Source organism: Polluticoccus soli (genome assembly GCF_029269745.1).
In the GTDB taxonomy this organism is placed as follows: domain Bacteria; phylum Bacteroidota; class Bacteroidia; order Chitinophagales; family Chitinophagaceae; genus Polluticoccus; species Polluticoccus soli.
In genome coordinates, this window is the sequence record NZ_JARJHT010000001.1 from 730,624 (window position 1) to 754,714 (window position 24,091).

A 24,091-nucleotide genomic window follows, 5' to 3' on the forward strand; every position below is an offset into this window, starting at 1 on the left:
CTAAATTACTGAAAAAATTACTTACCGAAATGTTATATATCGAGAGCTTTACCTTTAACGCCTTCCAGGAGAATACTTACCTGATATACAACGACAAGAAAGAATGCTGGATTGTAGACCCGGGCATGTATGACAATAATGAGACAAAACATCTTGTTGAGTTTATTGACCAAAAGCAATTACAACCCAAAGCTATCATCAACACGCACACACACCTCGACCATATATTTGGCGTAGATGCTTTGAAAACGCGCTACAGCATCCCATTCCTGGTACATGAAAAAGATCTGCCTGTACTAAACGGCGCTGCGGGTTCAGCTATGTTATTTGGTTTCGATTTTAAGAATATACCGCAACCAGATGACTTCCTATCTGAAACACAACCATTGCAGCTTGGCACCGATGAAGTAACCATACTCTTCACTCCAGGCCATTCACCAGGCAGTGTAAGTTTTTATTACGGACCCGGCAATTGGGTTATAGGAGGAGATGTGTTGTTCTCCGGCAGCATCGGTCGTACAGACCTACCCGGCGGCAATTTTGATACGCTCATTTACAGCATTCGTACGCAGCTATTTTCGCTTCCCGATGAAACCGTTGTGCATTCGGGTCATGGCCCTGCCACAACGATTGCGCACGAGAAAAAGTACAACCCGTTCTTACAGTAGTCTGCGTACGCAAAACGTTCGTCGCCGATTTGACACAAAAGAGAACGGCCACCTTTGAAGTGGCCGTTCTCTTTTTATACATGCACCAGAAGTTCTTTATCTCGTAATATAGGCACAACGGGATGCAGATCCGGCGTAGCACAGTATTCCATATCTGCCTGAAGGCCATAAGCCGATAAACGCCTGTAGTGCGAACTATCTTTCAGAAAGTCTATGAGTGGTTGATCACCAACAGACTCATACAAACTCTTTGCAGCGCGAACGCTATCACAATTCGTGTCAAAATGTTCTCTCACTTTGCTTGCCACCGCACCTGCGAATAAAGTGTCTTCCAGGTTAAAACGATCCTTCCAGGCTGCACAGCCAAGTATAACGCTCTTGTTCTGACTCACCAGGAATTCGCAAACAGCAGTAAGATTCAGGAATGCTCCTGTTATAATAACAGCAGCATCCTGCACCATATGCAACAACCTGGTTCCATTGGTCGTTGTAAGCACTAATGTCCTATTTTCAATAAAGCTACGCGGATATTCCGATGGAGAGTTTCCGTATTCAAGACCAACAGCGATCTTACCATCACGTTCTCCAGCGGTCACGCTATTGGCAGTGGATTTTCCAATTTCTATACATTCCGCAACTGAGGCAACAGGAATAACGCTCTTTGCGCCGTTGTGCAAGGCCGCAGCTATGGTTGAAGTAGCTCTGAATACATCTATTATTACAACAACCTTATCCTTCGTATCGTACAAATGCAGCAACGCTGGGGATAAACACACTTCTAATACCGGCCTGTTCATTAGGGACATTTAAAATCCCTGCAAGATACTGGCTAATGTCGACATGCTAAAGTCCTTGACAAAAACAAGATCGCCGCGACAAGCGCGGCGATCAAATTTATTTTCAATGTGGCTGGACTAGTACACCCACATATCGTGTTCTTTGTTGAACAACATTTCAGCAGCCTTCTGAGACTCGTACAGGGCTTCCATGTTAGACATACCCCTTTCCCTGTAAGACAGATCGAAAGGATTGCTTGTCTTGATAACCTTGCTAGAGAAGAAACGACCTTCGAAATAGTCATCCCATGTCATACGGGCAACATCGTTATCCGGGTTGAACACCTCATACTGTGCCAGCATTTCGCGCATTTCAGGATAGTATAACCAGAACACAGCTTGTGATGCACGGAAAGAACCGTCTTCGTTGTAGATATCCAGAATCGGAGCTACACCGATGATCCTCGCTTGCATGCGGCCGATATTCCTGTCAAATATCCAGTCTTCCTTGATCCTGTATTTAGTTACAACATCAGGGTTGAATTCGCGCCTTGAGATCTTCATAACTTCTTCACCAGATATAGGATCGATAACCATTGTGGTATCGGGTTTACCGATCAGCAGTTCTTCGATCTGTGCCAGCGTAAGTGCGTTAGTAAAGCGATCATCCATATTAGAATACGCTTTGATCTTGCCTTTCTTTACAGCATCCAGAATGATCTCAATAAAGAAACCACCACCGGTATAATCGTCACCAGGGTAACGGAAGGCCTGGTTCTGCCTTTCACGCGTATCTATCTCGCGCCAAACCCTCTTCTTCCACATGATGTCCGCTTCGCGAACATTCTGCCATTGAAGCGGCTTAGCAACGTGCGGAACACGATCGTATGCTCCGTCAGTTACCAGTGAAGGCTGCCACGTTTCATTAACAGCGCTATTTGCCTGGAATTGAGTCTGAGTTTGGTCCATAATGGTAGTGTTTTGCGCAAAGGCTACACTTCCCATTGCTACAAGAGCGGCTGAAGCTACGATTCTGTATGATTTGAGGATACCCATAATCCTATAACGATTTGCTTAATTTTTAAAAATATGAAAAACTATTGAAGAGTCAAAGAGATCGGGTTAAGCGGGCGGGTACGTCCGTCTGGGCCCTTAGCTCTGATTTCTTCCAAAAAGATCTTGTCGCCTGGTTTACACCTGTTGATAGCATCCTGTACTTGCTTGTTCGTTTCAAACAACGGTCCGCGTACGGTGAAAGGTCCGATCAGCTCACCACGTTTAGGCAGCATGCTATACTGGAACTCTGTCACCTGAAAGCGTGCGTCAAAATCAAAGGCTTTCAGCGCTGCTACTATACCTCTTTGAACTTTAAACTGGTTTGACGGCATTGAACCACCGATTTTGCCACCAACTTCAGCTACTGGATCCGGGATATATTTCACACGAACTTCCATCGCACCTACTTGCTTTGTGCCTGTAGCTTCTTTTGCGTTGATAGCCGCAGTTACTTTACCTGGTTTGTCAGCAGTTACAATGAACTGGCCTTTTGCAGCACCCGCTGCAACAGTAGCACCAGGGATAGAAACTGATACATCTTCAAGCGAATAACCAGCTGCTGTTACAGTTATCGGGTTAGGTACACCGATATAGAACACGTTCATTTTATCAAGCTGGATAGAAGCACCTGTAGAACCTACCATGTACTGGAACTCGTACGGACGTGTTTCGGTACGGTTACCCATGTTCAACGATACTTGTCCACGAACTGTTTGCAGACCTACACCGCCAGCTGTCACTTCCCACGACGCAACACCGTTCTCTACTTTCGTAACACGGCCGCTGCTAGAAGATACAGTTGGGTTGATCGCTTTGTTATAAGCAGCCAGCATGATAGAAGCTTCTACCTTCTGACCAGCCAACGCATAGCTTGTTTTAGGCACGGCTATCGCTTGAATTTCATCAAACTTAACCTGGATATCACCAGCCTCTTTAGCCAGCTGGTTAACTATGATCGCCTCACTGTTCCTAACGTCGTTCTGAAATTTAGACAGCAGTGTGATTACAGCCATAGTCGGCATGTTATAGAAATAACCTGTGCTCCAGTCACCCTGAGGATTGTTATCAGTTTTCTGTGGCTCGATCACCTTAATGGGAAGCTCGTTAGACAGTTGTTTCTGGACGTTGTTATCAACAACACTGATCATCATTGTCCTCAGCTCTTCCAGCTTTTTCTTCAGTGTATTACCTTCTTTTTTCTCTACGAGAAGTAAGGTACTGGCATCGATATTATCTTCCCTTTTGATATCACCATTAGCTTCGCGACCGCCCGATTCAGTGATCACCCTTTCCTTCAGGTCATTCAGATATTTGATCATATCAGCAGCGGCATTCTTCACCTGCTTCGCCTTATCATTGAAAGGCTTCACACGAGCTTCCTGACCAGCTTGTTTCTGCTGTTCTTCCAGAGCTGCGTACAGCTTGGTGTTCTTATCTTCGATAGAAGCATTCGATGCGCTAATTGATTGGTTGATCGTTTTAAACGCGTGCAGGATCTCCGATGATACGTTCAGGGCAAGCATTGCGGTCAGTACGAGATACATCAAGTTGATCATCAACTGCCGCGGCTCTTTGGGCATCGACATTTCTAAAACAAATTTATCAGGTTACAATATAATATATAATCTATTCTAATTCCCAGCTATTAACGGCCCTGCATTGCTGACAGCATGTTGCCATATATCTGATTCAGAACGGTCAGGTTCTTAGACAACAGAGCGATTTGCTCCTTAGCTGCTACTGCATCTGTAGCGCTTGATGCCATTGCATCAGAAGCGTTCACCAGGTTGCTGTAGAATTTGTTCATTGCCTTCAGGTGGTTGTTTGCATCCTGCAGTTCTACTTCGTAGATCTGGTTCAGAGAACCCAGGTTCCTTGACAGTACCTGAACTTGTTCGTGGAAGCGGGCAGTTTCATCAGCAGCGCTGTTGAATGATGCCATTGTGTTGCTTGCACCTACAAAAGTGTTTTTCATTTCGCTCAAAGCAGTTGCTGCTTCACGAGCGCTGCTTGAGTATTGGTTAGTAGCAGCAGTTACGTCAGAGATATCTTTGATCTGCTCAACTACCAGGCCGAAACGTTCGAAGTTATCTCCCAGTTTACGGATGTTAGCCGGAGTGATCTTAGCATCTTCCATCATTTTGTCCAGAGACGCACTTGGAGATGATTTACCTGCAGAAGAATCAAACTTTACGCCTTTGCGATAAGCTTCAACGTGCGGGTTTTCATCGATACCAGGATAGAAACGCTCCCAGTAGTAATCTTTATGTGGCGGGAGAAGACCAAGCATCGCAAAGATGAACGCCTCGGTCATCATACCTGCTGTAAGCATTATACCTGCACCAGGCCAGTGTTGAATTTTAAATAAGGCACCCATAAGTACTACGGCAGCACCCATACCGATGATCAGGTTTTTAAAATACTTGCCCTGTTTGGTCTCAAAAAACAGCTGTATGGAATTCATTCTTGATTAAATTTTCTACGGGTTGAATAATATTAATGTTTTCTGTTTTCTTTTTTTCTTAGCGCCTGTTGCTCAGTGCAGGTGCGATTTGCTGATAAACGTTACGGAAACCGATATAAGCTTTTGCTGTATCAGCATATTCATAATCGCGGCTGCCGGTTTGCAGGTAGAATGCTACGTCCCTCCAGCTACCACCACGGATAACCTTACGACGCATCCATTGAGGATCGTTTTCACGTACCTGGTACTGGATAGAAGGGTTAACGTCAGCAATAGTTTGATAAGCGTTGTTGAAGTATGAGGTCAGTGTCCACTCCGCTACGTTACCTGCCATGTTATACAGACCGTAGTCGTTTGGCCAGTAGCGATCAACAGGTACAGTGTACAGACCACCATCTGCAGCATAGTTACCGCGCTGAGGCTTGAAGTTAGCCAGGTAACAACCTTTCTTGTTTACAAGGTACGGACCGCCCCATGGATAAGGAGATTCGGTACGACCACCACGGGCTGCATATTCCCACTGTGCTTCTGTAGGCAGCGTGAACTCGCCTTCAAAATACATCCTGTTCCTTTCGCGTTCGCCCCTCCACAGGTTAGTACGCCAGTTACTGAAGGCATTAGCCTGGTACCAGTTAACACCCACCACCGGATAGTTATTGAAGGCGGAGAACCAGTTATACTGTTGAGCGATCGGCTCATTATAAGAATAAGTAAGCTGACGTACCCATACAGTAGTATCAGGATATACCGCGATATCGTTCTTCTGTACAAAGTTGGTACGAGGCTGCGTAGGATTTTTGGCAGCTTCCTGGTAGTTAAACACTTCATAGTGATAAACCAGCTTGCCGTTATCCATCTCCATTCTACCCCAACCTGATTGCTCAGCCGGAATAAACATGTTAGACAGCTGATCCTGAAGATCAGCATCGCGCCAGTTGATACGCCTTCTGAAGTCTACACGCTGTGTACCATCGGGATTATCGATAAAGTCGCCCAATTGGGTATGAGCGATAGAGTCGCGCACCCAGTTAGTGAACTGACGATATTCGGCGTTCGAGATTTCAGTCGCGTCCATATAGAAACCCGTCATCTGAACGGTACGGATCATCGCGTCATTTTTCCCGCGAACATCTTCGTCGCTTGCTCCCATTTTTAAAACACCAGAAGGAACATACACCATGCCTAACGGTACAGGCGCCTTGTAATTCATCATCGTATTATCACCTACGAGTTGACCACCAGGCCCCGGTGTACCGCAGCTAGTAGCCAATGCGAGTAATGCCACAGCCGAGATCTTCAGGGAAACTTGTTTCATACTACTGTTGTTATTGTTGTTTTTGCGATTAGGCAAATAAAGTAATTTTTTGGTTTTGAAGTAGGTTATACAACTCAACCGATGCACAATATTTAAAGTTTTTTCCAAAAATGCAAGCCTCGAAAAAAAAATTGTTAAGATTTTCAAACCCCAATTGTTTGAAAATTTCAACTGGCAGAAGTCTATGCATTAAATCGAGTAGAAGTCTTTACTATAAGCCGAGTAGATCTAAAGTACGCGCCACGTCTGCAACCGGGGGTAAACACTCATAGTGCGTACAAACAAATATACGACTTTGACCTGAAAAAAACTTGAGCTTTACAAGCGGCACGTCAGATATTTCTTTTTTTGAAGCGACAAAACTTGCGTGTGGCAGAAAATGCTCGTTGAGCAGTTCCAAAGACTTATCTGCGTCCACACCGGTACAAATAACAGTTTTCAACCCTTGACTGTATCGCTGCAAAAGCTGCGCCCAGTAAGCGAACGAATATGCATATCTACTAGCCGTGGAAGACATTTGTCGCAGCATATGATGCGCCTGCTCCAGCCATTCGCTTCGCTCCATGTAAACGCCCAGCCAAAGCATGTTATGCGCCATTACAGAATTAGCCGAGGGCGTAGCCCCATCATACAGATCCACCTTGCGTACAGGTATGTCTGTTTGGGCAGCCGAAGAATAGTAAAAAAAGCTACCTGTTTCATGGGCAAAATCACGAATTACAACTTCCATCAGCCCGTTAGCCCTTACAATCCACTGCTCGTCGCCGGTTGCGCTAGTTAGCTGTAATAGCGCCTGGATCAAGTATGCGTAGTCATCAAGTTTGGCCGGGATACGCGCTACGTCTTGCTTCCAGGTATGTAATAGCACCCCGTCCTTCAGAAAAACATCCAACATCCACCGCATATGCTCCTCCGCACGTTGGATATATTGGCTATTCCCCAATGCCGCACCTGCTTTAGACAAGGCCGTATTGATAAGTGCATTCCATGAGAGCAGGCACTTATCGTCAGTAAGCGGCCTGATCTTCTTTTCACGAGCAACAAACAGTTTTTGCCTGGCTTCGGCAATACGTGTCTCCAGTTCATCCCTGAAATAATTAGTCTCTTTTGCCAGCGTTTGAATATCCATTGCAACATGCAGGATATTGGTATGCTCCCAATTACCTTCCTCTACTACACCAAAGTGCTTTTGCAGTAATTCATCATCGCCAATCACTTCTTTCCACTCGTCCCAGGTCCATGTATAGAATTTTCCTTCTTCACCCTCACTATCTGCATCCAGGGCGCTGTAATACCCACCCGAAGGATCTTTCAGCTCTCTCTCAACAAACGCGATCGTCTCTTCTATCACTTCCTTGTAACGCTTGCGCTTTGTAACGTAGTAGGCATCGCAAAGCGTACTAACAAGCAGTGCGTTATCGTACAGCATCTTTTCAAAGTGCGGGGCAAGCCATTTTTCGTCAGTTGAATAGCGGGCAAACCCACCACCTAACTGATCGTAGATGCCTCCTTCTATCATACGATCGAGGCTGAGCATGGCCTGCGAAAGAGCAGGCTCGTATTTGGTGTAGTGGTAGTGTTCCAGTAGGTAGCTGATCGCCATCGTACCCGGGAATTTGGGCGCTCGTCCAAAGCCGCCCCATTCAGTGTCGGCCTGCTGTAATAACGCGTCAGCTATCGTTCGGCAGGTATCCATATCCCAATCCTGCCCCCTTGCCGCAAAACCCACGCTGGAAGCCTGTTTCAGGTATTGTATCATTTGCTGACCCTGCGCTGTTACCTCCTCTGGCTTATCGGTCCATACCTCCAGCATGCGCTGCAATAGTTGCCGCCACGAGGGGCGACTATATGCAGGGCGAGGTGGGAAATAAGTCCCACCATAAAATGGCACCCTATCCGGCGTTACAAAGACATTCAATGGCCATCCCCCACTACCACTGATTGCCTGCACTGCATCCATATACAGGTGGTCAACATCGGGGTGCTCTTCCCTGTCAACTTTGATGTTGATGAAATGCTCGTTCATGTACGCTGCCACTTCTTCGCTCTCAAAGCTTTCGCGCTCCATAACATGGCACCAGTGACAAGCGGCATAGCCAATGCTCACCAATACCGGTTTATTTTCGTTTTTAGCGCGTACAAACGCCTCGTCGCCCCATGGATACCAGTCTACAGGATTATGGGCGTGTTGCAGTAAATAAGGACTTTGTTCATTGATCAGCCTGTTTGCCATGGTGCTAAGTTAACCAGCAATGAAACAAACCGCATATCCGGCCAGCCAATAGGGCTATCAAAACAAAATAGCTCAACTGTATAAACAACTGAGCTATTGAACTAAATATCGACGGGGACCTTCTATTTCTTTGCAACTGCAAGGTACTGCTCCAGTGCTGCCACCATTGAAGGAGCATTGGGAGCCGGTGCTTTAACATCCAGCCTGAAACCTGCATCTTCAATAGCTTTTGAGGTTGTTGGGCCAAATGCGCCTATAAGCGTACCGTTCTGCTTGAACTTGGGATCGTGATCGACCAGCGTTTGCACGCTGAACGGGCTGAAGAACAGGATCATATCGTAACCAGAAACCATTATGGGCGCTATGTCGTTGGCTACAGTACGGTAGAGCGTAGCTTCTACGTAAGCTGATTTATTAGTGGCCAGGAAGTTCGCTATGTCATTCTTACCGTTATCGGCGGTAGGCACGATGAATTTCTCGTTGTTCTTGTGCTTATTGATCACTTCCAGCAGACCGTCTGTAGAACCATCGGCCGAGAAGAATACCTTACGCTTGCGGTAAAGGATGAACTTCTGCAGGTAAAGCGCTACCGCTTCCGTGATACAGAAGTACTTCATTTCCTGCGATATTTTCACTTTCAGCTCCTCACAAATGCGGAAGAAGTGATCTATCGCGTTGCGGCTATTGAATACGATGGCAGTGTACTCACCTATGTCGATGCGCTGCTTACGAAACTCTTTGCCACTCAGGCCTTCAACACGTATAAATGGGTGAAACTCAAGATCGAGATTGAACTTTTTCGCAAGCTCAAAATAGGGCGATTTTTCACTATCAGGACGAGGTTGGGTAATCAAAATCTTATTAACCTTATGTCCATCTTTCCCGGCGCCTTTGTTTATCGGACGTTCAGCTTTAGCCATATTTTGGGTCGTAAACGGGGTTATACTTTTTAAAATTTATAATCGCAGGTAATCCACACTCACATCAGTTCACTAATCCACGTACCAGCAATTTCGTCAACACTGCTAATGGTAATAATTCCGAGGCGCAAAGGTACATAAAAAAATGGAATCTACTGTACTGGAAGAAGGACCCAAACACCTGCCACGACCTTGTATATCTGTTAATTAACAACAGTCCAACAAGTATAAGCGACAGTATGACGGCGGGCCCACTTAAGGCCGGTTCAGCAAATGCCAGCAAAATGGTAAAAGGCAGCAATAATATCCCGATCAGCTTATTGATAAGAAATACATTAAAAACATAATGTTGGGTGATACCCTCTACTTTGAATGCCCAGCCGCTAAAGCGCATAACAGCATATTTCACCAGATAGATCACCATCATGCCCGCTATTAGCATGACTATCAATAAAGACGGGGGAATATCACCGGTGCGTTGGGGGATAAATAGCTTGATCAAATAATATATATAAGCCCCGGCCGTCATGGCAAAGAACAGGTTGGCAAGTACGGCAGAGAATGAGGCATTTTCCAGCTGGTCTTTCACATGGCGGCTGCTACCGGCAGGATTCCGGAAGGATTTCCAGAGCTGGCCGAAGTACTTGGGATCTATAACCCTGATGATACCCAGGAACATGCACAAAGTAAGCAGCAGGTAAAAGTCGGGGGTCTTGTCTTTGAACTCTTTTTCCCGCTGTATGCCAGACACTATCCTCGTATTGGCCAGGGTGCGGTGCGTGCGCAGCAGGCTGTCCATGCTGGCTGCCAGCATTTGCTTTTCCTGCTGGGCGGTTATTGGTGCCAACCCGTATTGCTGGGGCTGCACCTTAGCCAGCGCCGGTTGAACCAGCGAACAACTGAGCAACAAAATCAGCAGGATAACTTGGCGGAAAGCTTGCATAATCGATACTTACAAAGTTAAAGCACAGCGTAATATTAAAGGCTGATGGCCAGGATTTTTTTGAAACAACCTAGCTTTGCACCCCAGATGGCCGGTATCTACATCCATATTCCTTTTTGCAGGAGGGCCTGCACCTACTGCAATTTCCATTTTTCCACCTCGCTGAAGCTGAAGGATGAGGTAGTGACCGCCATGCTCAGAGAGATCGAACTACAGCAGCCCTACCTGGCTGGCCAGCCCATTGAGACCATCTACTTTGGCGGGGGCACCCCTTCTTTGCTGGACATAGATGACATCAAGCGCATTATCGACAAGATCAGCTCCCAATGGCCAACTGAACAGCTACAGGAATGCACGCTGGAAGCCAATCCCGACGACCTGACCCTACCCTATCTAAAAGAACTCAAAACCACACCGATCAACCGCTTCAGTATCGGGGTACAGTCGTTCAAAGAAGCCGACCTGAAGTATATGAACAGGGCACACACAGCCCAGCAGGCCGATTATGCCATCAAAGCCTCTCAAGACCTTGGCTTTGAGAACCTGAGCATTGATCTGATATACGGCACCCCAGGCCTGACCGATGCCGACTGGAAGTACAACCTAAACCAGGTGAAGACCCTCGGCATTCCCCACTTTTCATCTTACGCCCTGACTGTGGAAGAAGGCACCGCCCTGTACCACTCCATAAAGAAGAAAGCCGCAACGCCGGTAGACCCAGACCAGGCTGCGGGCCAATTCGAGATACTGATGGAAGCCGCTGAAGCCATGGGCTACGAGCACTACGAGATCTCGAACCTCGCCCTGCCCCACAAATACGCCATACACAACACCAACTACTGGCGGGGCAAGCCTTATCTCGGCATTGGACCCTCTGCTCACTCCTTCGATGGCAGGAACCGCAGGTGGAATATTGCCAATAACGCCCTGTACGCCAAATCAATACTAGCCGATAGCAAGCTGACCTACGAGGAGGAAACCCTAACTCCAGAACAGCAGCTGAACGAATACATTATGACCTCATTACGCACCCAGTGGGGCTGCAGCCTGCCTAAGGTGCGACACACCTGGAGTGCGGAAGAAGCCAATAAGCTCCTGGAGCGGGCCCAGCCGTACATTGACAAAGGCCTTTTGACCAGGCAGGGCGACAATCTCGTCCTTACCAGCCGCGGCAAGCTATTTGCTGACAATATCGCAGGCAACCTTTTCGCCTGATATTTCCCCGTCATTAAATCGCCGTTAAACATTTGCGGTCATTAACAAAAATGGGTGTTAACCACTTGTTAATTAAAAATAACATCTATACTTTCGAACCTTCATACATCGATGCGGTTCAAAGGATACATATCAACCATTTGCCTGTTTGCGCTGAACAGCCTGCTGCCTGCGGCTTTCGCTCAAGCGGTGGTTAATCCTTTGCCCGGCGCTGACGTAGTTTGCCAGCCTGCCCAGCAGTCCAACACAGTGAATTGTGACATGGTTGAGCTTACGAACTCTGAAAAACTGTTCGCTATCACCTGGGACGATAATAACCAGTCTTTCATTAAGGTGTTTCTGCGAGGCGAGGTATCGCAAACCCAGCTTATCACGTTGCCAGCAGGAGCTAACGCAGCTGATATCGCTATCGCTAATGACCTCAATAACACCGGAGATCTCAAACTGGCTGTTACTTACCAGGCTGGTTCTGACGTTTACCTCAGCCTTTACAATATATCTGGCACCAGCACCGTACTAAGCACCAGCTTGTCGGGCACTTACAAGCTCAATACAGAGTCTGCACGAAATGCCCATATCGATATGCTGGCCGATAATACTGCCAAGATCAACAGCAAACCATCGCTGCATAAGTTTGGCGTGAGCTGGGAAGAATTTGACCCTACTACCAACGCTATGTCTGTACAGGCGCGCGCGGCAGACGTTGCCTCTCCTACTGCTTACAGCTGGACCGTTTACGTACCACAGGCCGAAAAGTCGGACATAGCCACCTATGTAAACGCCGCCACCAACAAAGAATACCTCTGTGTGCTCTATGTAAAACCCAACTCGGTTACCAACACGGGCAGCGACCTGCGCATGCTGGAAACTGAACTAGACGGCAGCCTGAACCAATACCACTTCCTCGAGAAAGGCAAAGACTTTTCTTCAGCAAGGATAGAATGCCAGGCATTGTACAATGGCGTAGGCTCTAAATGGGCTGCAGTTGCCGCAGTAGGCACTATTACACCGGGCATGTACGCTGCTACTATCTACAACGATTCTAAAACAGGAGCAGATATTTCTACCCCACTGGGCAACTACAACAATGATAAACCTGCTATAGCTGCAGGATCGGGCAAGACCTCCGACCAATACGCTGCGGTATTCTTCCCTATGTACCAGGGCTCGCTATACATGACCTCAGCAGGACAGTGGAACAACAGCTGGAACGCCAACTACTACAAAGTGAACCAAAGCACTATGGACATCACTTCCGGAGCGCCTGCTGTAGCTGTAAGCTCTTGCAGCAATGACGGCAACGGACAGCTCATAGCCTGGTTCAATGGCAGCGATATAGTATATAAGATCATTAACGACGCAATACAGTCGGCGGATCCTACCGTGATCAAAACCACTGCTGTTATCAATGGCCTGACTGTTTATCCTAACCCGGCTACCGATGTGCTACAAATAGCAGGCAGCAAGGCAGCCGCTTATACAGTTGCTGATATCACCGGACGCAGCGTGCTTGTTGGTAGTTTTGATGGCAGCGCAATGACAGTTGACATCCACTCTCTGACCGCAGGATCTTACATACTTCACTTACAGGATAAGCAGGCTGTACGCTTTGTAAAGCAATAGTCTTCGTTCTAATCCCGTTTCTACTTGTTATGTTTTGTTGTGTTTCGCTTGCTACACCCTTATTGTCTGTAGCCAGGGTCGATTGCCACGCTTTAACTCTTCCATACCTGGCACGACCGGCAAGAGCGGTTTATCTAAGCCGTGGTTCAGTAGAGGATTTCGGGAGCCGATGACCGGGACAATAAAAGGCATCCTCTTTTGCCCGGGGATAGGTTCGTCCACTTCCTTATCATAAAACTGTTCTGCGAGCGGGGCTTCTTGTCTAGGCTGCTCGGATTGTTGTGTTTTGTTGTCTTTCCCTTCGTTTTCGACCTCAACATTTTCTTTTCGAGAATAGGTGCCTGTCATGCGATTATCCATGTCGATTGCCCTAAGGCGCTCTTTGAGGGTGGGAATAAGCACAGCTGTTGGCTTGCCCTCAATATTATCGGGTGGTGGCTGCATGATCCATTGTCCTTCGGCTATCTGCGCCAGTATCTCGCGCTTGCGCTGGGTGGTGAGTGTTTCATGCAGCACACGCGCTTTTAGCTCTTCCTGCACCTCGGCATAAATACGATCCTGCACAGTTTGAACAGCCTCTGCTATTTCGGGATTTTTCATCAGCCTGTTGGCAGCAGATTCGACAGAACGGGGATTGTCACTTTGCGGTTTATAGGCTGCCCTGTAGGCTTCTGCTCTGTTGCCGTGACGCAGCATTTCGCAGACAAAGGCCTGTTGTTTTCTGTTCATGATGATCGGGTGTCTTCAACGAAGACTTTAATTAAAGCAAAAATACAAAATAATTATCAAAAATGTCATTATAAAAGACTAAAATGTTGTCGTGCATCAGTCCTTTATACCCGCTCTTCCTGGCCTAAGCTTTAACTCACAGTTAAATAGCTGAAACTCAGATAAGTAATGGTGACACACATCACCTTTTTTTAAAAAATGATCATGCAATTTTAACAAAATGGTAACCCAACCCGATACAAGGCGGTTTATCCTTATATTTTACTTATTGATGTGAATATTTTCCTGATTGGTAAACAAACCACTTTACATAAACCAAAAAACACATTGAACAGTATGATTATTAATAATAAATTATTATTTTAACAATCCTGAAGAAAGAATTCCCAGTACAAAACTTTTCTTATGAGACAAAACAAACTACTCTTTACCCTCGTCTTGCTGTTGTGGTCAGGTTTGACAACCAAAGCCCAGACATATTACATCAACGAGAATTTCAGCACAGCCACTGGCGCCACGCCACCTACCGGATGGACGCAAAATGTTATTACCGGTAGTACCAGCACAGATACCTGGCGTTTCAACAACCCCGGTAGCAGATCTACCACATCAAATGCAAACATTGTATCTCCGTTTGCCGTTTTTGATGCCGACAACTATTCCGGCCCATCTACCGGCCCGGACGAAAACACAGCACTGGAATCGCCTGCGGTTAGCACGCTGGGCGCCAGCTATGTAAAATTGAAATGGGACCAGGTGTTCCGGGGCATTAACCAATCCTGGGGAGGGGTATATGTTGAAGTCCACAATGGTACCACTTGGAACCAGGTTTACTTCAATAACGCCACTTCACTGTTTGGCAGCACTGAGGACATTGATGTTTCAGCATTTGCAGCAAACAAGGCTGCCGTTAAGGTACGATTTCGCTACAACGACAATTGGGGATGGTATTGGGTCGTAGATAATGTTCAGCTTTATTCAGTACCCCCACCAGCGCCAACTTACAACTTCATCAAAGAACCATTTACCACTGCAAGCGGAACAACACCGCCGGCAGGATGGAGCAACAGCATTATTTCGGGACTTGCCAGCGAGGTCTGGAGATTTGACAATCCAGGATTACGCTCTGTGTCATCTCCTTTTGCAGGCAATTTTGCGATCTTCGATAGTGACTGGTTGGGCAACAATAGCTCAGCAGAAAACGTAGCCCTGGTATCTCCGGTGATCAATACAACAGGTTTTTCATCGAACATCAAACTGAAGTGGAACCAGAACTTTAACGCTAGTTTTGGAGGTACAGCACGAGCTGAAGTATTTGATGGTTCTGCGTGGGTAGCCGTTTATACAAGCTCCACTTCGTCTACGGCGACGCAGGACATTGATATCACGAGCCTTGTAGCCAATAAGACAACCTGCAGGGTACGTTTCAGGTGGACCGGCGACTGGTCTATGTTCTGGGCAATAGATAATGTGGAAGTATATGCACCAGCTCCAACACCAGTGCCTAATTTTACGATCAACAGCACGCCACAGTGTCTCAACGCCAACAGCTTCACTTACACGAATGCGTCAACAATTCCTGGCACTGCCAGCACGATGACCTACAGCTGGAACTTTGGCGATGCTACGAACTCAACGGCTACCAGCCCGACCAAATCTTACTCGTCAGCTAATACATATACTGTTACACTGACCGCGACAAGTGACCTTGGCGTTGCAGCGAGCACGTCAAAAACTGTAACAGTTAATGCCAACACCAATACATCTGTAAGCATCGCGGTAAGCCCAAGCAATAGCTTCTGCCCAGGCACGAATGCAACGTTTACTGCTACTCCAACCGGCGGCGGAGCTTCTCCTGCTTATCAATGGAAGAAGAACGGCTCGAATGTAGGCACCAACAGTGCAACATATGCTGACAATACCCTCACAACAGGCGATGTGATCACCTGCGTGATGTCTTCTAACGCTACCTGTCCGCTGCCAGCAGCCGCAACGAGCAATGGCATAACCATCAATACAAGTTTCCCTGCCTCTGTAAGTATTGGCGCAAGCACCACTACTTCTATTTGTGCAGGTACATCAGTAAACTTTACTGCGGTACCTACCAATGGAGGTACTACGGCTTACCAATGGAAACTGAATGGCGGGAACGTAGGTACTAACAGCAATACTTATACCGTTGCTCCCGGCAATGGTGATGTGATCACCTGCCAGATGACCAGCAGCATTGCCTGCGCGTCGCCTAAGCCTGCAACGTCTAATGCGTTAACGTTTACACACGTAACGCCAGCTGTACCTAGCGTTACTATTACCAAAAATCCAAGCACGGCAATATGCCCGGGAACAGCGGTTTCGTTCACAGTCACTCCAACTAATGGAGGACCAGTGCCTACTTACCAATGGAAGTTGAACGGCGTCAACGTGGCCACAACTAACAACTGGGGCAGCAGCAGCCTGAACAACGGAGACGTTGTAAGCGTGGTGATGACACCTAACATGTGTACGTCTCCGAGCACGGCAACTGCCAGCACTACTATGTCGGTTAACCCAATAATTCCAGCATCAGTTACGATCGCGGCTAACCCGGGTACTACCATCTGTTCGGGTACCAGCGTAACATTTACGGCTACGCCAACAGGTGGTGGCACACCTACTTACCAGTGGAAGAAAAACGGTGTGGTTGTAGGCACCAACAGCGCTACCTACGCTGCCGGCACCACACTAACCAATGGCAACACCATAGAATGCGTGATGACCAGCTCTGCAACCTGCGCAGTGCCTAAAATATCGAACAGCAACCTGATCACCATGAATGTGAACAGCACTGTAACACCTTCAGTAACTATATCAACAGTTCCTGCAGCTACAGCCTGCGTAGGCGGCGTACTGCAATTTGTTGCTAACCCGCTGAACGGCGGCAACACACCAAGCTATCAATGGAAGATAGATGGTAACAACGTTGGTACCAACTTCCCAAGCTATACCGACAATGGCACCCTGACCACAGGCGCCCACACTGTCAGCGTTACAATGACCAGCAGCATCACCCAGTGTATTACCGGTACAACAGCTACGGGCACACTGAATAAAACCATCAGTCCACTGGTAACACCTACTGTATCTATCGCGTCAACACAAGCGCCGGGGGGTGATGCCTGCGTGGGTTCGTCGGTAACATTTACACCAACCGTTACCAATGCCGGTACACCAACTTACCAATGGAAAAAGAATGGTTCAGTAGTAGCAACAGGCAGCAGCTATGCTCCGGGCGCTACACTGGTAACCGGTGATATTATCAGCTGCGAAATGACCAGCACCGCAGCCTGTGCTTCACCAGTTGTTGTAAACAGTGCACCAGTGAACATCACGGTATGGCCAAACGTTACTGCAGCAGTAACCATCACCTCTAACCCAGGTAGCAGCGTAAGCTGCACAGGCCTGCCGGTAACATTTACCGCTGCCACCACAAACGTGGGTTCTAACCCAACATACCAGTGGAAATTAAACGGCAACAACGTGGGCACAAATAGTGCAACCTATGTAAATGCGGCACTGGCTACCGGAAATACCGTAAGCTGCGTAGTAACTACCTCTATACCTTGCTCAACGCCTAAACCGGCTACCAGCAACACGCTGACCATGACGATGAATCCTAACCTTACAGCCAGCATCAATGTGACTGCCACGCCTGACTCTGTAGGCTGCGAGAAGACACCATTTACCTTCAATACATTCCATACAGGTGGCGGCACCAACCCAGCTTTCAAATGGTACAAAAATGGTTCTCCTATCCCTGGTGCTGCGCAAGCAGTGTACAGCAGCAACAGCCTGGCTGATGGCGATACCATCACCTGCGAACTGATCAGCAATGCCGTATGTACTGTTCCTGTAATGAGCGCACCAATGAGCATCGAGATCATCCCGTCGCCAGTACCAACGCTCTCTATATATGGTATACCTGACGACCAGGGTATCAACTTCGTGGCTACACTTACCAACGGTGGACAGGAACCAACCTTCCAGTGGAGGAAGAACGGTCATGATATCCAGGGAGCATCAGGAGCTACTTACAAAGGAATAGGCCTGAATGCAGGTGACCAGATCAACGTATTCGTTCATGCAGACGCTGAATGTGCCAACCCAGAGTTCCTGCTGAGCAATACGCTGGATGTTGGTAAAGTAACTGCGATCAACACAGTAACTTCTTCGTTCAACGAGCTGACCCTGTTCCCTAACCCGAACAACGGTACCTTCACCGTAAAAGGCACAGCCAAAACTAACGCTAGCACTAAAGCTTCAGTGGAAGTGCTGAATGCCGTAGGCCAGGTGGTATATAAAAATGCAACTGAGCTTAGGGGCAATGAACTGGAAGTGAATGTGAACCTGGGTGGCCACAACGCCGCCGGCATGTACATGCTGCGCGTTACAGTTGACGGACATACCGATAACCTCCGGTTTGTCGTGAAGGACTAAGAATAAATAAGAAATCTTAACAACAGAAAAGGCACCCTATCAAGGGTGCCTTTTCTGTTTCATCGAAGCAAAACAGATCGAACATAACATTATCTGGCGCAATGAGCTATATTGTATAGATTTTTTTACACTGAAATATGAGGATCATTCTACTGATTTTTTTGCTGCTACTTCATTCATTGGGTGTTTATGCCCAGGTTACTCCCGGGGAAAATGATACAGTTAATTATAAGCTTGTTGGTTTTTCAGTGCCGGCAGACACCAAAGCCGACCGTTATCTATTTGAATTTGCAAAAGGTTCTTTTACAGAAGAACGTGCCTTTGCGAAAAACATTGCTATTAAGAAAAACAGCAGTGCTAATAAGACAATACAACTATTGCCTGCTTTCGGAGAAACTTATACCTGGAGAGTAAGTTATTTCAAAAAAGGTCTTCTTCTGAAGCATACTGAGCTTTATCATTTTCGCACGGGTTATATCCCATTCATCGATACAACAAAATGCCGGGTCTCCGTTATCAAAAACACGATGCCTGATAAGCACCTGCTAATTTTCTATGACAATACCCGCACCCTGCGCGATATGAAGGGAGACCCCGTCTGGTACATTCCAAATATTCCAGGCATCACAGACAGTTCAACAACTGTGCGGGACCTAAAATTGACACCGCAGGGCACAATTACCTTTCTCACAGCCTCCAATGGCTACGAAATAAACTATAACGGAAAAATTTTATGGTCTTGTCCAAACGATGGCCAGGTAAGCCGGGACACATCTGAGTTTTATCACCATGAGTTTACGAGGTTAGCTAACGGTCATTATATGATCGCAGGCAATGAATATGTTGAGCGTGAAATACCGAACCTAACAGATACCGCCCGATATAAGATTAGCCCCCAGATAACACAAAAAGACGGGAAATATTTTCAAAGAGCAGAATTCGGTACGCTCATTGAGTACGACGCTGCAAAACATGCTGTATGGAGCTGGCGCTCCTCCGAACATTTATCAGAAAATGATTTTTCCCGGAAAAATCCAGCCAGGAGGACCAACTACAGCAGTCACATGAATAGTTTTTATTTTGACACTAACCGCGACTTTATCTATGTCAGTTTCAGGAATATCAACAGCATATTAAAGATCTCCTATCCGCAGGGAGATGTAATTGCAAATTATGGTTCATCGTCTGCGGCCGGGGAGAAAAAACAGGGTAATGGATTTTTCTATGGCCAACATAATGTGACTAAAGACAGTGACGGAAATCTCCTGTTGTATAACAACAACATTGCACCTAACATGCGAGGCTATTCCAATTCATCTATTGAATTACTTAAGGAACCTGCAGACCTTGACAATGCCGATACGTTGAAGAAAATATGGGAATTTTCCTGCCAGATTGATACGCTTGCACTTCCCTATAGTACTTCTGGTGGCAGTGTTAATGAACTGGCAGACGGGCATTTTTTGACCAGTATGGGAAGTGTCAACCGGGTGTTTATTGTAAATAAGAGAAAAGAAATTATCTGGGATGCCCTTTGCCAGTTTAGGGATCTAACAACCGAAAAACGTGAATGGAATCCTCAACCTGGCTACCGGGTAAGTGCAATTGACTCTGACGAGAAACTTACCAACCTGATATTTAAATAAAGTAACTATTAAAATATTTAACATTTTTTTATCCTCCGATAAAATTTACATATATTGGTAATCCTGATAAGGATTTAACCATTACATATGAATCGGAAACCCATACTTTATTGTTTGCTTATCCTGTTATCATGCTTTATGCTAAAAACGCATACAAGTTATGGTCAGTGTACCACCTCAACCGTGCCCTACATGTATGATGGCTGCGTGTTTGGTGACGCAATTGATGCCTTTACGTTAAACAGCGTTAGCACCTCCAGCAACTATGGCTGTCAGAATTTAAGTACATCTTATAATTTGTATACCACGCCGGTTCGAACGCTAACAATAGGATCCTCATATTCTTTTTCCGCAACTGTTGGAACAAGCGGAAGTATCCCCTATACAGAATATTTCGGGATCTGGATAGACTACGATAACAATAGCCTATACAATACCACCGACCTGGCATTTGCAAGCAACGGCAAGGGCAATACGCATACCGGCACAATCACAATTCCCAATAACGCAACACCCGGTACTGTAAGAATGAGAACGAGGTGTAAGTACGACGGTCCCGCGTTTGGGGCAAGCAATGCCTGCACCGATGATGATTATGGTGAAACCGAAGATTACAACGTTACTCTTGTTTGCCCGGCCAGCAGTGTATCGATAGCAACAGCCTCTACCAATGTTTGCCCAGGCACTTCTGTGACTTTTACGGCTACTCCAACCAACGGAGGTACAACACCTGCATACCAATGGAAGAAGAATAGCATTAGCGTAGGTACTAATAGTGCAACATATGCAGATGCAAGTCTTGCAAATGGTGATGTGATCACTTGCGAAATGACCCCGGTATATACATGTGCAGGAACAAAAACCAGCAATAGCATTACGATGGTTGTTGCAACTGCAACTGCGTCAGTATCGATTGCCGCCAGCCCTTCCAATACAGTGTGTGGTAATCAATCTGTAACCTTTACCGCTACACCCACAAATGGCGGAACAGCGCCAACTTTTCAATGGAAGAAGAATGGCAACAACATCGCCACTGGCGCTACCTGGAATGCAGGAACCTCGCTGACTACCGGCGATGCGATCACTTGCGAAATGACCAGCAACCACCCCTGCCCTACAGGCGGCATATCTGTAGTCACCAGCAATACGGTTAATATGACCATTAACCCGGTTCTTACGCCTTCTGTAAGTATAGCGGTGAGCCCCGGCAATAGTTTTTGCCCCGGCACCAATGCAACGTTTACTGCCACACCAACCAACGGTGGCACAACCCCTGCTTACCAATGGAAGAAGAACAGCTTTAATGTAGGAACTAACAGTGCGACCTATGCTGACAATACACTAACTACCGGCGATGTGATCACTTGCGTGATGACAAGCAATACCCCCTGTCCAACAGGCGGTGTGGCTACAACTACCAGCAATGGCATCACCATCAATACATCCTTCCCGGCCTCGGTAAGCATCGTGGCCAGTCCGTCAACCAACATTTGCCCTGGCTCATCTGTTACTTTTACCGCTACAGCAACCAACGGCGGCACACCTGCTTACCAATGGAAAAAGAATGGCGGCAACGTGGGCACTAACAGCAGCACTTATACTGATGCACCGGGCAATGGCGACGTGTACAGCGTACAGATGACCAGCAATATTGTATGCGCATCGCCCAAACCGGCTACATCAAACACGATCACCATCACCTATACTACACCGATTGTGCCTGGTGTTACCATCACAAAAACACCAAGCACGGCTATATGCCCGGGAACAGCAGTAAGCTTTACTGTTACTCCAACCAATGGAGGTCCCGTACCTACATATCAATGGAAGTTGAACGGCGTCAACGTAGCTACAACCAACAACTGGGGCAGCAGCAGCCTGAACAACGGCGACGTGGTGAGTGTAGTGATGACATCAAACTACAATGGATGCGTAGTGCCCACAACAGCTACCGCCAGTACAACTATGTCTGTTAATACTATAACACCAGCATCAGTTACAATAGCGGCTAACCCCGGTAATACTATCTGTTCGGGCACCAGCGTAACCTTTACGGCCACACCAACAGGTGGCGGTACTCCTACCTACCAATGGAAAAGGAATGGCGCTAACGTTGGCACCAACAGTGCAACTTACAATGCCGGTACTACACTAACCAATGGCAACACCATAGAATGTGTGATGACCAGCTCTGCAACCTGCGCTGTTCCTAAAATTTCAAATAGCAACCTGATCACCATGAATGTGAACAGCACGGTAACGCCGTCTGTAACTATATCAACAGTTCCTTCAGGAACCGCCTGCGTAGGCGGCGTGTTGCAATTCGTTGCCAACCCGCTGAACGGTGGTAATACACCAAGCTACCAGTGGAAGATAGATGGTAACAACGTTGGTACTAACTTCCCGAGCTATACTGATAACGGTACGCTGACCGCAACTGCACATACTATCAGCGTTACGATGATCAGTAGCATTACACAATGTATTACTACTACAACGGCTACGGGAACACTGAACAAAACGATCAGCCCACTCGTGACACCGACCATTTCTATTGCATCGACACAAGCGCCGGGCGGCGATGCCTGTGTAGGTTCGTCGGTAACATTTACACCTACTACTACCAACGCCGGCAGCACGCCAACTTACCAATGGAAAAAGAATGGCTCAGTAGTAGCAACAGGCAGCAGCTATGCTCCAGGCGCTACACTGGTAACCGGTGATATTATCAGCTGCGAAATGACCAGCTCTGCAGCTTGTGCTTCGCCTGTTATCGTAAACAGCGCACCGGTGAACATGACCATATGGCCAAATGTTACCGCAGCAGTAACCATTACTTCTAACCCGGGTAATGCAGTAAGCTGTACAGGCCTGCCGGTAACATTTACTGCCGCAGCCACAAATGTGGGTTCTAACCCAACCTACCAGTGGAAATTAAATGGCAACAACGTGGGTACGAATAGTCCAACTTATGTGGATGCTGCACTTGCTACGGGTAACACCGTAAGCTGCGTAGTAACTACATCTATACCTTGCTCAACGCCTAAACCGGCTACCAGCAACACGCTGACCATGACGATGAATCCGAACCTTACAGCCAGTATCAACCTGACTGCGACGCCTGACACTGTGGGCTGCGAAAAGACACCATTTACTTTCAATACATTCCATACAGGTGGTGGCACAAACCCAGCTTTCAAATGGTACAAAAATGGCTCTGCTATCCCTGGTGCTGCGCAAGCAGTGTACAGCAGCAACAGCCTGGCTGATGGCGATATGATCGCGTGCGAGCTGATCAGCAATGCTGTATGTACTGTTCCTGTATTGAGCGCGCCAATAAGCGTAGAGATCATACCATCGCCTATACCAACACTCTCGATAGTCGGTGTACCTGATAATGTGGGTATTAACTTCGTGGCAACTCTCACTAATGGTGGACAGCAACCAACCTTCCAATGGAGGAAGAACGGTCATGATATTCAGGGAGCATCAGGAGCTACTTACAAAGGAATAGGCCTGAATGCAGGTGACCAGATCAACGTGTTTGTTCACGCCGACGCTGAATGTGCTAACCCAGAGTTCCTGCTGAGCAATACGCTGGATGTTGGCAAGGTAACTGCGATCAACACAGTCACCTCTTCTTTCAACGAGCTGACACTGTCCCCTAACCCGAACAACGGCACCTTCACTGTAAAAGGCACTGCTAAAGTAAACACCGGTAAAGCTTCAGTAGAAGTGCTGAATGCCGTAGGCCAGGTAGTATATAAAAATGCAACTGAGCTTAGGGGCAGCGAACTGGAAGTGAATGTGAACCTGGGTGGCCACAACGCCGCAGGCATGTACATGCTACGCGTCACGGTTGACGGACACACTGATAACCTCAGGTTTGTCGTGAAAGACTAGGAATAATCAAAAAAATCTTAACAATTGCAAAGGCACCCTATCAAAAGGGTGCCTTTTTTCATCTGTCTACCAATGCATTATGAAATATGTTAAAATCCACTGCTTTCAGGGGATTTTAATTATTTTA

15 protein-coding genes are annotated in these 24,091 nt (G+C 47.0%); 6 read left to right on the top strand and 9 right to left on the bottom strand.

All coding sequences use genetic code 11. The annotated features are described in order from the left end of the window. Nucleotides 1–29: 29 nt before the first annotated feature. On the top strand, nt 30–668 hold the full coding sequence (locus P2W83_RS03415) for an MBL fold metallo-hydrolase (protein ID WP_276132289.1): 639 nt from the start codon (nt 30–32) through the stop codon (nt 666–668). Nucleotides 669–742: 74 nt separating this feature from the next. Here P2W83_RS03415 and P2W83_RS03420 read toward each other — a convergent pair whose 3' ends face one another. From P2W83_RS03420 to P2W83_RS03455, 8 genes are all read right to left on the bottom strand, one after another. Further along, entirely contained in the window at nt 743–1,465 is a 723-nt protein-coding gene (locus P2W83_RS03420) for a 2-phosphosulfolactate phosphatase (RefSeq protein WP_276132290.1), read from the bottom strand. Nucleotides 1,466–1,582: 117 nt separating this feature from the next. Next, on the bottom strand, nt 1,583–2,500 hold the full coding sequence (gene porN / locus P2W83_RS03425; protein WP_276132291.1) for a type IX secretion system ring subunit PorN/GldN: 918 nt from the start codon (nt 2,498–2,500) through the stop codon (nt 1,583–1,585). A 41-nt stretch (nt 2,501–2,541) separates the two neighbouring features. Next, nucleotides 2,542–4,086 carry a type IX secretion system motor protein PorM/GldM gene (gene porM, locus P2W83_RS03430; RefSeq protein WP_276132292.1) on the bottom strand — a complete coding sequence of 515 codons (1,545 nt, stop codon included), beginning with the start codon at nt 4,084–4,086 and terminating at the stop codon, nt 2,542–2,544. Between the two features lie 59 nt (nt 4,087–4,145). Next, nucleotides 4,146–4,964, bottom strand: coding sequence for a type IX secretion system motor protein PorL/GldL (gene porL, locus P2W83_RS03435; protein ID WP_276132293.1), 819 nt, complete (start codon nt 4,962–4,964; stop codon nt 4,146–4,148). Nucleotides 4,965–5,022: 58 nt separating this feature from the next. Continuing rightward, nucleotides 5,023–6,279, bottom strand: a complete 1,257-nt coding sequence (porK, locus tag P2W83_RS03440; protein WP_276132294.1) for a T9SS ring complex lipoprotein PorK/GldK — start codon at nt 6,277–6,279, stop codon at nt 5,023–5,025. Between the two features lie 211 nt (nt 6,280–6,490). Next, entirely contained in the window at nt 6,491–8,512 is a 2,022-nt protein-coding gene (locus tag P2W83_RS03445; protein WP_276132295.1) for a thioredoxin domain-containing protein, read from the bottom strand. A 122-nt stretch (nt 8,513–8,634) separates the two neighbouring features. Then, nucleotides 8,635–9,432, bottom strand: coding sequence for a uroporphyrinogen-III synthase (locus P2W83_RS03450; protein ID WP_276132296.1), 798 nt, complete (start codon nt 9,430–9,432; stop codon nt 8,635–8,637). A gap of 64 nt (nt 9,433–9,496) precedes the next feature. Continuing rightward, a complete protein-coding gene (locus tag P2W83_RS03455; RefSeq protein ID WP_276132297.1) occupies nt 9,497–10,375 on the bottom strand; it encodes a DUF4271 domain-containing protein in 879 nt (292 codons plus the stop codon). A 45-nt stretch (nt 10,376–10,420) separates the two neighbouring features. On the opposite strand from P2W83_RS03455, the gene hemW reads away from it, so the two are divergent. Both hemW and P2W83_RS03465 read left to right on the top strand, forming a co-directional pair. Next, nucleotides 10,421–11,590, top strand: a complete 1,170-nt coding sequence (gene hemW / locus P2W83_RS03460; RefSeq protein ID WP_276132298.1) for a radical SAM family heme chaperone HemW — start codon at nt 10,421–10,423, stop codon at nt 11,588–11,590. A gap of 111 nt (nt 11,591–11,701) precedes the next feature. Then, nucleotides 11,702–13,213, top strand: coding sequence for a T9SS type A sorting domain-containing protein (locus P2W83_RS03465; protein WP_276132299.1), 1,512 nt, complete (start codon nt 11,702–11,704; stop codon nt 13,211–13,213). Nucleotides 13,214–13,264: 51 nt separating this feature from the next. On the opposite strand, the gene P2W83_RS03470 is transcribed toward P2W83_RS03465, so the two are convergent. Beyond that, on the bottom strand, nt 13,265–13,942 hold the full coding sequence (locus tag P2W83_RS03470) for a terminase small subunit (protein WP_276132300.1): 678 nt from the start codon (nt 13,940–13,942) through the stop codon (nt 13,265–13,267). 405 nt (nt 13,943–14,347) lie between these two features. On the opposite strand from P2W83_RS03470, the gene P2W83_RS03475 reads away from it, so the two are divergent. The 3 genes from P2W83_RS03475 (at nt 14,348) to P2W83_RS03485 (ending at nt 23,964) form a co-directional block, all read left to right on the top strand. Further along, a complete protein-coding gene (locus tag P2W83_RS03475) occupies nt 14,348–18,415 on the top strand; it encodes a PKD domain-containing protein (protein ID WP_276132301.1) in 4,068 nt (1,355 codons plus the stop codon). A gap of 137 nt (nt 18,416–18,552) precedes the next feature. Next, nucleotides 18,553–20,061: an aryl-sulfate sulfotransferase gene (locus P2W83_RS03480; RefSeq protein WP_276132302.1), complete on the top strand. Its 1,509-nt coding sequence runs from the start codon at nt 18,553–18,555 to the stop codon at nt 20,059–20,061. Between the two features lie 138 nt (nt 20,062–20,199). Beyond that, complete coding sequence (locus tag P2W83_RS03485) at nt 20,200–23,964, top strand: beta strand repeat-containing protein (protein ID WP_276132303.1); 3,765 nt, start codon at nt 20,200–20,202, stop codon at nt 23,962–23,964. Nucleotides 23,965–24,091: the final 127 nt, after the last annotated feature.